Annotated in this window: 15 protein-coding genes and 2 pseudogenes; all 17 read left to right on the forward strand. The window is 60.5% G+C overall.

Annotated elements, in window-relative coordinates:
- Positions 1–159: 159 nt before the first annotated feature.
- The 17 genes and pseudogenes from G6P99_RS34350 to sbmA all read left to right on the forward strand — a co-directional run bounded on the left by G6P99_RS34350 (position 160) and on the right by sbmA (position 12,069).
- On the forward strand, positions 160–780 hold the full coding sequence (locus tag G6P99_RS34350) for a YqaJ viral recombinase family protein (protein ID WP_165125171.1): 621 nt from the start codon (positions 160–162) through the stop codon (positions 778–780).
- Between the two features lie 161 nt (positions 781–941).
- Positions 942–1,778: an ERF family protein gene (locus G6P99_RS34355; RefSeq protein WP_165125173.1), complete on the forward strand. Its 837-nt coding sequence runs from the start codon at positions 942–944 to the stop codon at positions 1,776–1,778.
- Positions 1,775–2,209, forward strand: coding sequence for a hypothetical protein (locus G6P99_RS34360; protein ID WP_165125174.1), 435 nt, complete (start codon positions 1,775–1,777; stop codon positions 2,207–2,209). Before G6P99_RS34355 ends, G6P99_RS34360 begins: the two co-directional genes overlap by 4 nt.
- Before the next feature lie 171 nt (positions 2,210–2,380).
- On the forward strand, positions 2,381–2,728 hold the full coding sequence (locus G6P99_RS34365; RefSeq protein ID WP_165125176.1) for a hypothetical protein: 348 nt from the start codon (positions 2,381–2,383) through the stop codon (positions 2,726–2,728).
- A gap of 26 nt (positions 2,729–2,754) precedes the next feature.
- The gene (locus G6P99_RS34370) at positions 2,755–2,937 is read left to right on the forward strand and encodes a hypothetical protein (RefSeq protein ID WP_334261812.1); all 183 of its coding nucleotides are present in this window, start codon (positions 2,755–2,757) and stop codon (positions 2,935–2,937) included.
- Positions 2,938–2,949: 12 nt separating this feature from the next.
- Positions 2,950–3,111, forward strand: coding sequence for a ribbon-helix-helix protein, CopG family (locus tag G6P99_RS34375; RefSeq protein ID WP_165125182.1), 162 nt, complete (start codon positions 2,950–2,952; stop codon positions 3,109–3,111).
- Positions 3,108–3,698, forward strand: a complete 591-nt coding sequence (locus G6P99_RS34380; protein WP_165125185.1) for a hypothetical protein — start codon at positions 3,108–3,110, stop codon at positions 3,696–3,698. Before G6P99_RS34375 ends, G6P99_RS34380 begins: the two co-directional genes overlap by 4 nt.
- Before the next feature lie 39 nt (positions 3,699–3,737).
- Positions 3,738–4,139 carry a hypothetical protein gene (locus G6P99_RS34385; RefSeq protein ID WP_165125188.1) on the forward strand — a complete coding sequence of 134 codons (402 nt, stop codon included), beginning with the start codon at positions 3,738–3,740 and terminating at the stop codon, positions 4,137–4,139.
- A 52-nt stretch (positions 4,140–4,191) separates the two neighbouring features.
- On the forward strand, positions 4,192–5,025 hold the full coding sequence (locus G6P99_RS34390; protein WP_165125191.1) for a hypothetical protein: 834 nt from the start codon (positions 4,192–4,194) through the stop codon (positions 5,023–5,025).
- Positions 5,022–5,351 (forward strand): DNA-directed RNA polymerase subunit alpha C-terminal domain-containing protein, encoded by a 330-nt coding sequence (locus tag G6P99_RS34395; RefSeq protein ID WP_165125194.1) that lies wholly within the window; start codon positions 5,022–5,024, stop codon positions 5,349–5,351. Before G6P99_RS34390 ends, G6P99_RS34395 begins: the two co-directional genes overlap by 4 nt.
- Positions 5,348–5,998 (forward strand): hypothetical protein, encoded by a 651-nt coding sequence (locus G6P99_RS34400; protein ID WP_246709698.1) that lies wholly within the window; start codon positions 5,348–5,350, stop codon positions 5,996–5,998. Before G6P99_RS34395 ends, G6P99_RS34400 begins: the two co-directional genes overlap by 4 nt.
- Positions 5,999–6,016: 18 nt before the next feature.
- Positions 6,017–6,331 carry a helix-turn-helix transcriptional regulator gene (locus G6P99_RS34405; RefSeq protein WP_035978766.1) on the forward strand — a complete coding sequence of 105 codons (315 nt, stop codon included), beginning with the start codon at positions 6,017–6,019 and terminating at the stop codon, positions 6,329–6,331.
- A gap of 46 nt (positions 6,332–6,377) precedes the next feature.
- Positions 6,378–7,198, forward strand: a pseudogene (locus G6P99_RS34410) (IS630 family transposase).
- A gap of 447 nt (positions 7,199–7,645) precedes the next feature.
- Positions 7,646–9,490 (forward strand): alpha,alpha-trehalose-phosphate synthase (UDP-forming), encoded by a 1,845-nt coding sequence (locus G6P99_RS34415; RefSeq protein WP_165125197.1) that lies wholly within the window; start codon positions 7,646–7,648, stop codon positions 9,488–9,490.
- 592 nt (positions 9,491–10,082) lie between these two features.
- A pseudogene (locus G6P99_RS34420) lies at positions 10,083–10,205 on the forward strand (GTP-binding protein); the annotation flags it as partial.
- Positions 10,206–10,286: 81 nt separating this feature from the next.
- Positions 10,287–10,487, forward strand: a complete 201-nt coding sequence (locus G6P99_RS34425; RefSeq protein WP_084518314.1) for a hypothetical protein — start codon at positions 10,287–10,289, stop codon at positions 10,485–10,487.
- Between the two features lie 391 nt (positions 10,488–10,878).
- Positions 10,879–12,069 carry a peptide antibiotic transporter SbmA gene (sbmA, locus tag G6P99_RS34430; RefSeq protein ID WP_029078764.1) on the forward strand — a complete coding sequence of 397 codons (1,191 nt, stop codon included), beginning with the start codon at positions 10,879–10,881 and terminating at the stop codon, positions 12,067–12,069.
- The last annotated feature ends 718 nt before the right edge of the window (positions 12,070–12,787 follow it).

Below are 12,787 nucleotides of genomic sequence, written 5' to 3' on the forward strand. Positions count from 1 at the left end.
ACAATGCGCTGAACCTCGCTGCACGTAGATACGGGACGCCGCAGCAGGTGGGAGGACAAAAACTATAATCCAATCGCAGAGCAACAGCCTGCGGCGCACAACACGGAAGCCATCCGGCTTATAGCGTACCTCAACCTGCACTTGCGGGGAGGCGTCCCTATGTCTGAGTTCGACTACCAGATCGGCCGCTTCACTGGCACCAGCGCCAATGTGGTGATGCATGGCAGCGAAGCCGACTGGATCAAGCATTATCGCATGAGGGCCGCGCTCGATTCGCCTGATCCGCCGAACTGGGCGATGCGAGCTGGCGCTCATATGGAAGCCCTCGTGCTTGACTGGCTCGAAGAACATAGCAGCCCGATCACGCGGCGCGGCGAAGTGGTTTACCATCCCGAGATCGCGGACGTATGCGCCAAGCTGGACGGCTATCGCGCCGCCGATGACGCCATCATCGAGGTGAAGTTTCTGTCGCCGCAGCGGCACAGGGACGAGTATCTCCCCGCATACTATCCGCAGACCATGCTGCAGCGGCTCTGCACCGGGGCCAGCAAAGTCGTGCTGGTTGTCGCACAGGGCACCAACGAGCCTATCGACTTCGAGATGGCACATGACGCCGATTACGCCGTCGAGCTGATGCGGCGCGCGGGCATCTTCCTGAACTGCTTACGCACCCTGACGCCGCCTTATCCGATCCCGCCAGCGCCGCCGCCGCCCGAGCGCTGGCGCACGCTCGATATCATCGCCGAGCCGACCAACTGGAGCAGCGAGCTGCTGCTCTAACTTGCCGAATATGACAGCACGGCCGCCGCCGCCAAGCTGCACGATGAGATGGGCAAGGCCGCCCGCGATCTCGTCCCCGATGATGTCGGCAAGGTCTTCGCTGGCGACTTCCAGATCACCCGCAGCCGCAAAGGCGTGCTGTCGATCACGAGGAGAGCCGCATGAACAATCAGCTGCAAGCCACGAGGGACTATCACAGCGTGATCGAACGCGCCGCGATGGACCCGAATTTCGACGTGGACAAGCTGGAGCGCTTGGTCGCGATGCAGGAGGCCAGCCAGCAGCGAAGTGCCGATCAGCTGTTCAACGAGGCGCTGTCGAAGGCCGAAGCCGAGATGAGCGTGATCTCGACCAACGCCAACAATCAGCAAACCAAGTCGCGCTATGCCACCTTCGCGCGGCTCGATGGCGAAATTCGTCCGATCTATACCGGCCACGGCTTTGGCATCCAGTTCAACACCGAGCCGATGGGCGAGCCGAACGTGATCCGGGTCGTCGGGATGCTGTCGAACGGGATGGCCCAGCGCCGCTTCCAGGTAGACATGCCCATCGTCACGCAGGGCATTCGCGGGCAGGACATGATGACCCGCACGCACGCGACGATGTCCGCGATCTCCTACGGCAAGCGTGCACTGGAGATCATGATGTTCAATCTTGCCATCGGCGATGACGACGACGGCAACCGCGCTGGCGGCTCTTATCGCCCGCCAGCGCCAGCGCCAGCGCCGCGCTCGATGGATGAGCTGACCGATCCGCACACTGGCGAGGTCGTGGACCACGTCGATCCCTTCAGGCTGGAAATGCACGAGGGCCAGACGTGGGCCGCCTTCATCGAGCCGCTGCAGCGCTATCTCAAACACTGCAGGAGCATCGCCGAGTGGGACGAGTGGCGGCTGCTGAATCAGGACTTGCTGCTGAAGCTGAAGGAGACGAAGCCGCAGCTATTCCGCCTGTTCGAAAAGAACATCGAAGCCAAGCATGAGGAGCTGACAAAATGAGGTGGGTGCTGACGCCTGTTGGCCTTGAACCGTTCGACGCCGCAGCGCGGGAGTTTCATCGAAGCCAGACCAGCGGCGAGCCGATCACCACGCAGGTGATCGAGATCGAGGCTCTCCATGACCGGGACATGATCGAGCACCGCCGCATCATGGCCACCATCAACGATCTGGCCAAGGCGCTGCGCACCACACCAGAGCGAGTGCGCGCCGAGCTGCTGGTCGCGACCGGCAATTTCCAACTGCTCGGCGAGCTGCTGGGCCGCGAGGTGGTCGCCATCAATTCGATGTCGCGCAGGAACATGAAGGATCACGAACTGCACGAGTTCTGGGATGAGGCGAAGGAAGTGATCAACACGAAACTGCTCGCACGAATTGCCGACCCTGCCGAGAAGGATCGCTTGGCGGCAATGCTATCGCTGCAGCCTGCGTGACCGTATCACGCGCGGCTGCGGTTGGTCCGAAGGCTCGCCGTCCTAACACTGCGCCCCAGCCCTGAGAGGGCGGCGGGCCGAAGGATCGAAAACCAAAACCCAACGGAGGAGACCTCGATGACGGAGATGAATGGCGTCCAGCATGATCCCAGCGAAGAGACCGCCGAGCTGATGCTGCGCGACCTGGAGCGGCTGGCGGCACGCGCCGATGAGCCGTCGATCCGCGTGCAGGAGCTGGTCAAGGCAAAGATACAGCCCTTCGATCAGCAATCGCACGATCAGATGATCAAGTCCGTCGATCAGCTGGCCACCGATTGGGTCAGCCAGCTTGAACATTCCCGGCAAAACAACAAGGCGGTCGAACAGCTCGTGCTCGAACGCGCGGCCAAACTCAGGCATGACATCACCGTCCTGCATGTGCTCGGCGCTGCGGCGCGGGCTGAAGCTGCGCGCGGCGACGAGGTCAATTCCAAATTGGCGCAAGAGATCGACAAGCTGGGCGAGGATCGCGCGGCATGAGGCGCGGCAGCACGATCAAGAAGAAGATGAGCGTCTGGCACTGCCTTGAGCGGCTGGCCGCCGAAAGGAATCCGCGCCTGATCGCGCTGATCGAGATCAAGGACGCGCAGCAGCTACTGAAGCTGCGCGCAGCCCTGCAGGCCTTGGCGGCCGGCAAGGCCAGCAAAGCGCAAATCGCCAACGCCAAACGGCTGCTGGCGCAACCATGAGAGGTCGAGTCCATGAGGCGGAAGATTGTCGCCGCGCTCGATGACCACGACTATGAGCAGCTGGAGCTGCTCGCGACGCTGAGCAGGATCAAGCGGCCCGAGCTGCTGCGCCGGATCATCAGGGCGTATCTCGACAAGGGCAACGCCAACCTCGCCACGGAGCGGGCCAAATGACCGAAGAGCCGCGCAAGCTGAGCCGCCACGAGACCCACGACCTCTCGATGATCATCAAGGACCGCACCAAGGTGCTGCGGGCGCATGCCGAGGAGCAGGCGGCGGCCTGCATGGCCGATTTCGAGCGGCAGATGGCGACGGTCTACACCTTCGATCAGGACGAAGTCTGGCAAAAGGCGACGCAGGAAGCGCAGCGCGTGGTGCAGGAATCGCAGGCCACCATCGCCAAGCGATGCAAGGCGCTCGGCATCCCGCCGACATTCGCGCCGTCGATCAGCGCGAGCTGGCAGGGGCGCGGCGAGAATATGCTGTCAAGCCGTCGCGCCGAGCTGCGCCGCGTGGCCAAGTCATCCATCGACGCGATGACCAAGGCGGCGATCACCAAGATTGAGAAGCAAGCGCTCGATCTGCGCACGCAGGTGATCGGCATGGGCCTGCTGTCGGCCGATGCGAAGATGTTCTTGGAGAGCCTTGCGCCCATCGAGGAATCGATGCGGCAGCTCGACTTCGGCGAGATCGAAAAGAAGCTGGAAAACGAGCAGCAGCTGCGCCTGGCGGATCGCAGACGGCTCTATGGCGGTGAGTGAAATCAGGGCTGGGACATAACCAAGGAAGGGAGAACCAGAATGACTGGAGATATTGCTAAACTCCACTCAACCCTGCCGACGACTGCTGCAGGTTGGGTCGCCCGCGCGAAGCAGCAGGCGCAACCAAAGCTGTACCATCAGCTCCTGCCGGTTTTCAGGAAGCTGGCGCTGGAGAACGAAAAGTTTCTTGCGCTGATCTCAGCAGGCGATGATGAGGACTCGGTCGAAGGCCGCTGCAAGTTTGACGACTTCGAGGCATCTCGCCTGTTGCGAGATGCTGTCGCAGACCAGCCCGAGATCGCATCGCGGAACATGGAGGAATATCTCAAGGCGTTCCGCAAGCTGCAGCGTGATCATCACTGCACTCGAAACGAATTGAGCGAAGAGCGCCGCCGCCTCCGCGACGAGCGGGATCAGGTACGGGCCCAAGCCGCCGAGTGACAGCAAAAGGGGCCGGGGTGATCTATACCCCGGCCAACCTTCCAGAGGGCAAATGAGCAATTCCGAGAGAGTAGTCCCGCTGCCGATCCGCGCCAAACTGATCTGCTCTGCATGTGGTGCTCCCGGCGAAGGCAGCTGCCGATGCGGGGCACCTTACGTATCGCCGGGAGACCGAGCAGAGGAAGCGGTCAAGGCTCACCCGGAAAAATCCGACCGCGCCATCGCCGCTGATCTCGGCGTCGGCACCATGACGGTCAGCAGAGCGCGTAAGAGAGCAACTGTACCAGATGGGACAGTTGGAAAGCGCACCGGCAAGGACGGCAAGGCGCGCAAAACGCCGACGAGTAAGCGGTATCACGCGCCGAAGCGGCACTATGCCGAGCCGGTCGTAATCGCGCTCGCCGATCAAGACAAGACCAGCGCCGAGATCGCCAAGCAAACCGGGATCGGCAAGCGGCAGGTGCGTCATATCATTGAGCGCGAGCAGGTGCGCCGCGAGGCGAAGGCCGAAGCGGCTGATCCCAGCGCGCTGGCAGAGCAGAAAAGGCTTGCCAGTCTCTCGCGCCAGCTGGAGGCAGACTTTGAGTGCCGCGTCACGGAGCGGTATCAGCAGCTGCTCGAAAATATCTGGCCGCGCCTGAAGGAGCGCGAGGCACTGGCTGATCGCGTCATCGTTTCTCGCAAGGGTCTGATGGATCGCCGCACCTACGTCAAGATTCTTGCGCGGCTGCATCCCGACATGGGCGGCAATGCCGAGCTGTTCGATATGTTCAAGCGCCTCGAAACGCTGCTGCTCAATGAGCAGGAGTGCCCCACCGAGCGAGTCGGGTTGCCGCGCACGGCTGCAGAGTGGGAAGAGCGCATGCGCAGCAAGATGCAGCCGTGACCGGCAACCATATGTGGATCACTGAAATGGAGGAAACCATGAGCGAGCAGAGCACCACCGCCACGCCATTGTCGGCACTCGCTGAGCGCGCCACCGCCAGCGGTGCATGGTGGAAGGAAGAAGCACTGGAGCAGCGCAACGAGCTGGAGCTGCCGACCCGCGTGCTGCACGTGCTCGATAACGCTGGCATCACGACCATCGAGCAGCTGAAGGCGGTGGGGCCGCACCGGCTGCGCAAGCTGGATGGCATCGGCAAGCTGGGATTTGAGCAGATCATCACGCTGTTGCGAGCGCTCGACCGGCAGAGCAATGGCGGTGAGCGATGAGGCGCGAGCTGAACCAGCGCATCCGGCATCTTGAGCTGCCGGATCGGATGCGGCATTTGCCGGTCAACGATCAGGGATTCCCGGTGCCGTACTTCGTGCCCTACGTCAACGGCGAGCCCGAGTTTCGCGGCTTCGATGGCGAGAAGATGGTGATCTGCGTGTGGCACAAGCGCTGCTGGCTTTGCGGCGAGCCGCTCGGCAAGTTCATGTGCTTCGTGATCGGCCCGATGTGCGCCGTCAATCGCGTCAGCGCCGAGCCGCCGAGCCATCGGGGCTGCGCGCTCTACGCGGTGCGGGCCTGTCCATTCCTGACGCAGCCGAAGATGCGCCGCAACGAGAAGGACGTGCCCGAGCATCTTGAACCTGCTGGCCTGATGCTGCGCAGGAATCCGGGCGTGACGCTGATCTGGACGACGCTGCGCTACACGATCTGCAGGGATGGCCACGGTGGCGCGCTGTTCAATGTCGGCGATCCCGAGCGCGTCGAGTTCGTCGCCGAGGGCCGCGCCGCGACCCGCGCCGAGGTGATCGCCAGCATCGATAGCGGCCTGCCGGTCCTGCGCGAGATGGCCGAGCGCGACGGGCCTGATGCCGTCGCCGAGCTGCAGACGATGTACGACAAGGCAATGGAGCTGGTGCCTGCATAAGCTGATGAGTCTTTTGCAGTGAAGGAGGAAAGCAGTCGCCTGGGGCACGTAGAGAGCGCAGAGGGAAAGGAGCGCGAGGTGCTGGAAATGGACGACGTAAAGAAGGGAGCGCGGCGGATGCTCACGATGGATCAGGTGCTGGAGCTGGTGCCGGTCGGCAAGTCAACGCTGAAGCGCATGGTCAAGAACGAGGAGTTTCCAAGTGCGCATTACATCAGCCCGAAAAAACTGGTCTGGTATGAAGATGAGATCGAGCTATGGCAGGGAAGCCTGCCAGCCGAGAGCCGCCGCAAGCGGGCCGAGCGGAGGGCCAAAGCTGGCCAGGGGGGCTAACTAGTACCCACTTTTCTTGGAACGTGAGTCGCGATTCAAGATATGGATGATCCCCGAAGCAAGAGAAGTCCACCTTTCGCGGAGAGACCGCAAGGTTCTTGAGGCGTGCTGTCGCTCGCCGGTGACGCTGCAGCGCGATTTGAAGCGGGCGCGGATAGTTCTGTTGGCGGCGGACGGGCGCAGCACCCGCTCGATCGCCAAAGAAGTCGGAGTCCAGCCGCGGATTGTCAGCCTTTGGCGACACCGCTATGCCGATCATGGCCTTGAAGGACTGCACGACAAGCCGCGGCCCGGCAAGCAGCCGATCTATACGAAGGCCACCGACAAGCGGATTCTGAAGCTGCTGCATAAGCCGCCACCGCAGGGGTTTGCGCGCTGGACTGGCCCGCTGCTGGCCGAGGCGCTGGGCGATGTTGATGTCCAATATGTCTGGCGGTTCCTGCGTAGCCACAAGATTGACCTTGCGGCTCGCAAGTCCTGGTGCAAGAGCAACGACCCGAACTTTACGGCCAAAGCCGCCGATGTTGTTGGCCTCTACGTCGCCCCGCCCGCGAAGGCCATTGTGCTATGCGTGGACGAGAAGCCCTCGATCCAAGCTTTAGAGCGAGCGCAGGGTTATCTGAAGTTGCCCAATGGCCGCGCCTTGACCGGCCAGAGCCACGATTACAAGCGGCATGGCACTACGACATTGTTTGCGGCGCTCGAAGTCGCCACCGGAAAGATCATCGCGGCTCATTCAAAACGCAGCTTCAGGAACACATCGATGCCTACGTCAACGCGGACAACGACAAAGCCGAGCCCTTCGTCTGGACCAAGAAAAAGGTTCGTCAACGCCCCTTCAAAGGCCGCCGTATCACTCAGCTCTGATTCCGGCTACTAGGATTGGTAGTTGACCGGGGCGCATCTCGGTATGAACGTTGCAGTCGCGGTCACCTCCTTGAGAGTCATGAGATGGCCGTCCATTATTGGGCGTCGCCGAAATTCAAAAGCGCATCCATCCACGATGATCGAGACGCTGGAAACGGAATGACAAATGATGATCGGCGCGACCATCATGGCCTCACCAAGACCGCCCGATGACGGCAACGATCCTGCGTGCGTTCATAAAGGCGATGAAGTCAAACGCTGTCGTCTTACAATCCGACATGCCGGCGCCTATGCCACCATCGCGCCGCAGTCCTGCATAGGAGTACCGATGTCCCTATTTGGCTCCGCGACTGGTCAGCTTCCTGAAAGCTAGAGCTATTGATCTGCAACTGCATCAAACGGAAAACATCGTCAAACGGAGTTACCATCGTCAAACGGAGTTACAAAGTGGTTCGTATCCATGACACGCTCGACGCGGCAGCATCGGTTTCCGGCAGCACATCACACGCCACTCAGCAAGATGAAACCACTGGCCAAGCGGCGTTCGACCTGCACCTGGATGAGATACCGCTGGAGCGGGAGCAACAAGCCGATGCAGGTCCTTCCCATGCTGTTGTCTCGGTTGACGTGGAGGATCGCCTCGATACGGTAAACCAGCAACCCGACATGAAGCTTGTTGTCGTTTCGAACCGCGTCGCGCCCTTCGACCCCAGTAAGCCCCAGACCGGCGGGCTTGCCGCGGCCCTCGAGCCGGTTGTGGAACGTTCCGGCGCGGTCTGGATGGGCTCCTCGGAGAAGCGCGGCGACGGGACCGAGCAGCCCCTCCCGCTCGTGAAGACCGGTGCAGGCGATGTGGCGAGGCTCGATCTGCCCGCCGCCGACTATCCTGGCTATTATCGAGGTTTTTCGAATTCGACGTTGTGGCCGGCATTGCACTCCCTACCGGACCGGATGTCGGGCTCGGAAGAGGATTATGGCAGCTATCGAAAGATCAACGACTTTATGGCACGTGCGGCGTTCGATTTGCGGGATCGGGACGCATTCTGGGTGCATGATTATCATTTGCTTCCGCTCGGTGCCGATCTGCATAAGCTCGGCATTGAGCGGCCAACCGGCTTTTTCCTACATACGCCATGGCCGGCGCCTGACATGATAGAGCGCGTACCACACCATCGCGAACTGATGACGTCGATGCTGAAGTACGATCTGCTCGGCTTTCAGACGAACCGGGATCTGAACAATTTCCTGGCCTGTCTCCAGACCCATTTCGGCCTGGAGAGCAAGGATGGCGTCGTGACCTCCGAGCGTGGTCAGACGCGACTTCGAAAATTCCCAATCGGTATCGATCCCAAGCAGTTCGCAGGGTATCTTGCGGCAGACCTCTCGCCCGCAGAGCAAGAAAAAATCTCGTCATTATTGCAGAATTTCGAGGGAGCGAAGTTTGCGATCGGCGTAGACCGACTCGACTACACGAAAGGTATCGACAAACGGGTCGAAGCTTTCAATCAGCTTTTAGCGGCCGAGCCGCACAGCATCTCGCTGTTGCAGATAGCGCCGTCTTCACGCGCCGACGTCGAAGAGTATCAAAAATATAAAGACGACGTGGAGAGCGCGATCAACCACGTTAATGCCGAGCATGGCACAGACGAGTGGAGTCCGATCCACTACAGGAATGACTCATTCAGCCAGGCTGCACTCGCGCGCCTCTACCGCGCGGCGCATGTCGGCGTCGTGACACCGTTGCGTGATGGAATGAATCTTGTCGCTAAGGAGTATGTTGCTGCACAAGATCCGAGGGATCCCGGCGTTCTGGTACTATCGAAGTATGCGGGTGCGGCTGAAGACTTCAACGAGGACGAGGCGCTGCTGGTGGATCCGAACCGTCCAGAAGAGATCGCGGCCGCAATTTCCAAGGCGGCCCACATGCCGCTTGAGGAGCGCGTCAAGCGCTGGCGGTCGATGATGGACAAACTTGAATCCTATACCATCCACGACTGGTCGGCGGACTACGTTCGGGAACTGGACAAAGGCCGCGTCACGGTTCCGGCTGATCAGTTCCAGTATCTCGGTCTCGGCTGGACCAACGAGGCCCAAATGCCCCTGTATCAGAACTATGCCGAGGCGCTGACCGCCTACAACGAGATCGATCCCTCGGATGCCGCTTTGAAGGAGGCCGCCTATGCAGACGTGAGGTCGGCCTTTGAGGCGTTAGCGGCTCCACTGAAGCATACGCAGGACAGACTCTGGGATCTGCCGGCGGCGACAGCTTCGCTCGCCAGTCGTCGCGGATAAGAGCCCGGTGCCGGGAATGACTGATTGGGAGAACGCGCTTCTGTAGCAGGACAGAGGAACAAGCCAGATCTGGGGCGCTGACGCGGTTCTCGCGGGCCGCGCAGGCCCGCATGGTGATCGGGAACGTGAATAAGCTGGGCTAGGGACCCCAACCAGCTCGCCAAGCGAATCATTGATATCGCCACTGGCGAGACGCCCGATCGCGATCTTACGCAGAGAAAGAGGGCAAAGACCCGGCTGCGGTGGCGCTAGGCAAGAAGGGCGGGAAGGCGCGGGCGGATACGCCATCGGGAAGGGGCACTCAGTAAGTGCCATATGGCGGGAAGCGAGATCGACACCATTTTCGGCTTCGAAAAGAGTCCACACCCTCACGAAACTGTCGGTGGGCGCAAAGTCGGTCGTAGTAGTCGGGTTGAGCCAAAGCGAATTTTTGACGCCATCGATGGTCGGATATTTGGACCGCCGTTTGGGCGTCAAGTCGCCCTGGTTCGCCGTTTAAGCACTACCGCTTTCCTCAATTAACCAAGCGAAATCTTTCGGGGGCAGTTTTCAAACTGACCCACTACCCAAAGCTGGCTAGGGGGCTAAAGCAGTCGAGGGCGGCCCCCAACGCCCTTGGAAGTTAAGCGAACCGCGTCAAACCCGTCTGGTCTTTATCGGCCGTGATCTGCCGATCAATATCCTCAAGCAAGGCTTTGAGGCCTGCTGCGCGTAACTGGCGGCATGCGATGGTTACTTGAAGCAAATGGGCAGCCTCTCGGTCTACGTCCGTTTACGCGCATTCACAAGGAGCGCAATGGGCGACGTCATTCGATTTACTCAAAGATCCGAGATCGAGCGGGCTCGTTTGATTCGAGAAGCTCGCGCGATCTACGCCAGCATATTCCCGCCGAACGATGCGGTCAGCCAACAGCCGGATGGCCGCCCCTCTCAAGGGACGCTACCGGGCGCATCGGATCCGATCCCTTTTTGCAAACTCGCAGTCGAGGGCGAATGACGGCATCCAACTTCTTTACGCAGCCAACTCTGCGTAACGGCTTCTGGTAAATTTGAGAAGTCGAGCAATGTCCGCTATTCGGTCGTTATCCGGGGGTAACCGGACGTATCGCGGAGACCGCATTCGGGCGCGAATGACTCATCGACCGCCCAGCAATCTATTTCAGAGCTCAAATCAAACATCTTCGGCGGGCAAGTCTGAGCCAGCATGAGAAGGAACTGCCAATGAAACGGCGAGCGTTCATATTCTGAGCCGATGGGGCTTGCGGCCCAGAGCCGATTAGTTTCGATTGGCTGGGATGATCTGGCTTATGCCGCCTACGGTGGCCCCTGCATGCTCGGTCTTCTATAAGAAAGCCCGCAAATTCTCTGACCCGAGCGGGATACCAAACATGTTCGTTTCATTTTTCCCCCGACCCAAGCTGTTCTTTCTGTCGGTAGTTGTCTGGACGGCGCTGGCAATGGCGGTTTGGTATGGCTTTGCCAAAAATTTCTTCCAAGCGGCTGAACAGCCGGTCGGCCTGGCGACGTTCTGGGCGGCACCGGCGCTCTGGTTCGATCTCTATTTTGCCCTGTGCGCCGCGCTCTTCGCGGCGGCCTGGATTGTGTTGGCGCCGCATCCCTGGGCGAATTGGTCTATTCTCGGCTCGGCGCTGATCCTGTTCACCTCCTACTTCCAGGTCCAGGTCAGCGTCGCGATCAACAGTTGGTATGGACCGTTCTACAACCTCGTCCAGGCCGCGCTTTCAAAATCAACGCCGGTCACGGTCGAGCAGTTCTACGGTGAATTGTCGACCTTTGCCGGCATCGCAGTGGTCGCGGTCGCGGTCGGTGTGGTGACGCGATTCTTCGTGAGCCACTACATCTTCCGCTGGCGGACCGCGATGAACGATTTCTATGTCACCAACTGGCCGCGGCTGCGCACGATTGAAGGCGCCTCGCAGCGGGTGCAGGAAGACACCATGCGCTTCGCGACCACCGTGGAAGGTCTCGGTGTCAATCTCATCAGTGCCGTGCTAACGCTCTTGGCCTTCCTGCCGGTTCTGATGAAGCTGTCCGGCGACATCACGGAGCTGCCGCTGGTTGGCGTCATCCCCTATCCGCTGGTGTTCGCCGCCGTGATCTGGTCGGTGCTCGGCACTGGCGTTCTCGCGCTGATCGGCATCCGCCTGCCGGCAATCGAATTTTTCAACCAGCGGGTTGAAGCGGCCTATCGCAAGGAGCTCGTGCTCGGTGAGGATGAAGCTGCCCGTGCCGATCCACCGACATTGAGCGTGCTGTTTGGTGATATCAGAAGGAACTACTTCCGGCTTTACCTGAACTTCATGTACTTCAACATCGGCCGCATCGTCTATCTGCAGACCGACGTCGTCTTTCCCTACCTCCTGCTCGCACCGACGATCATGGCCGGCAAGATCACGCTCGGTTCGATGAACCAGATTCTGAATGCGTTTTCGCAAGTGCGAACCTCGTTTCAGTATCTCGTCAATTCGTGGAGCACGATCGTTGAACTGATTTCGATCTATCAGCGGCTGCGGGCTTTTGAGGCTAAGATCGGTGGCCAGTCCCTTTCCTTCGATTGAGAGAGGGACGGAGCCCCTATCGTTGCGATGATCTCGCCTGCTGGGACGTCCGTATGAGTCCGTTCGTGGCACATAGCTGCCCCGGACGTGTGCGACGGCACGTCCGCAGTTGGCGAAAGCCGACACCGCATTCCAGGCGCATCCGTTGGCATCCAGCCCGAAAAAAATTCGGTCAGATACGAAGATGAGTCGAGAGCTGGCAGGTGAACCTGCCAGCGGAGAGCCGCGCCAAGCGGAAGCGCAAGGCGGGATAGCGTGGCTCAGCTGGGGCCATATACGCTAGGCCGGGGCCGTAGGGGCTCAGGGGCCTTTATATACTAAGCCGGGGCCTATTCGGGGCCTGAGCCTGCCAGCTCAGGTCCTTCGCTTTTCCAAGGCATTGAAAAGCCAACATTATTTATTCGCAAAGGGCTCTGGACAACAGGCCCACACGACTTCGCCGTCCGCTTCGCGCGCTCTCGTCAGTCACACGCTCGGCGTCCACCGCATCCCACACCGCGTTCGTGACGACCGCGAAGCGCCCCTCGATCGGGTGAGACGGGCGAACCATACACCGAGTGTTCTGATAAATAGAAATGTTTTTGTTGCGGGGGCTTGCGCCGTCGGGCAACTCAGTGATTGGCGCGTAAGGGAGGCACCGGCGGAAGGGTTCCCTCCCCCTTGCGGGGGAGGGTTAGGGAGAGGGGTGCCACACGACGTACTCTCTCCGCATTTGTCG

Source organism: Bradyrhizobium sp. 6(2017) (assembly GCF_011058295.2).
GTDB lineage: Bacteria > Pseudomonadota > Alphaproteobacteria > Rhizobiales > Xanthobacteraceae > Bradyrhizobium > Bradyrhizobium septentrionale.

Bases quoted from the DNA above. Each gene is read 5' to 3' on its own strand.
- G6P99_RS34350 (WP_165125171.1), top strand. From the start codon at position 160: ATGTCTGAGTTCGACTACCAGATCGGCCGCTTCACTGGCACCAGCGCC.
- G6P99_RS34355 (WP_165125173.1), top strand. From the start codon at position 942: ATGAACAATCAGCTGCAAGCCACGAGGGACTATCACAGCGTGATCGAA.
- G6P99_RS34360 (WP_165125174.1), top strand. From the start codon at position 1,775: ATGAGGTGGGTGCTGACGCCTGTTGGCCTTGAACCGTTCGACGCCGCA.
- G6P99_RS34365 (WP_165125176.1), top strand. From the start codon at position 2,381: ATGCTGCGCGACCTGGAGCGGCTGGCGGCACGCGCCGATGAGCCGTCG.
- G6P99_RS34370 (WP_334261812.1), top strand. From the start codon at position 2,755: ATGAGCGTCTGGCACTGCCTTGAGCGGCTGGCCGCCGAAAGGAATCCG.
- G6P99_RS34375 (WP_165125182.1), top strand. From the start codon at position 2,950: ATGAGGCGGAAGATTGTCGCCGCGCTCGATGACCACGACTATGAGCAG.
- G6P99_RS34380 (WP_165125185.1), top strand. From the start codon at position 3,108: ATGACCGAAGAGCCGCGCAAGCTGAGCCGCCACGAGACCCACGACCTC.
- G6P99_RS34385 (WP_165125188.1), top strand. From the start codon at position 3,738: ATGACTGGAGATATTGCTAAACTCCACTCAACCCTGCCGACGACTGCT.
- G6P99_RS34390 (WP_165125191.1), top strand. From the start codon at position 4,192: ATGAGCAATTCCGAGAGAGTAGTCCCGCTGCCGATCCGCGCCAAACTG.
- G6P99_RS34400 (WP_246709698.1), top strand. From the start codon at position 5,348: ATGAGGCGCGAGCTGAACCAGCGCATCCGGCATCTTGAGCTGCCGGAT.
- G6P99_RS34425 (WP_084518314.1), top strand. From the start codon at position 10,287: ATGGGCGACGTCATTCGATTTACTCAAAGATCCGAGATCGAGCGGGCT.
- sbmA (WP_029078764.1), top strand. From the start codon at position 10,879: ATGTTCGTTTCATTTTTCCCCCGACCCAAGCTGTTCTTTCTGTCGGTA.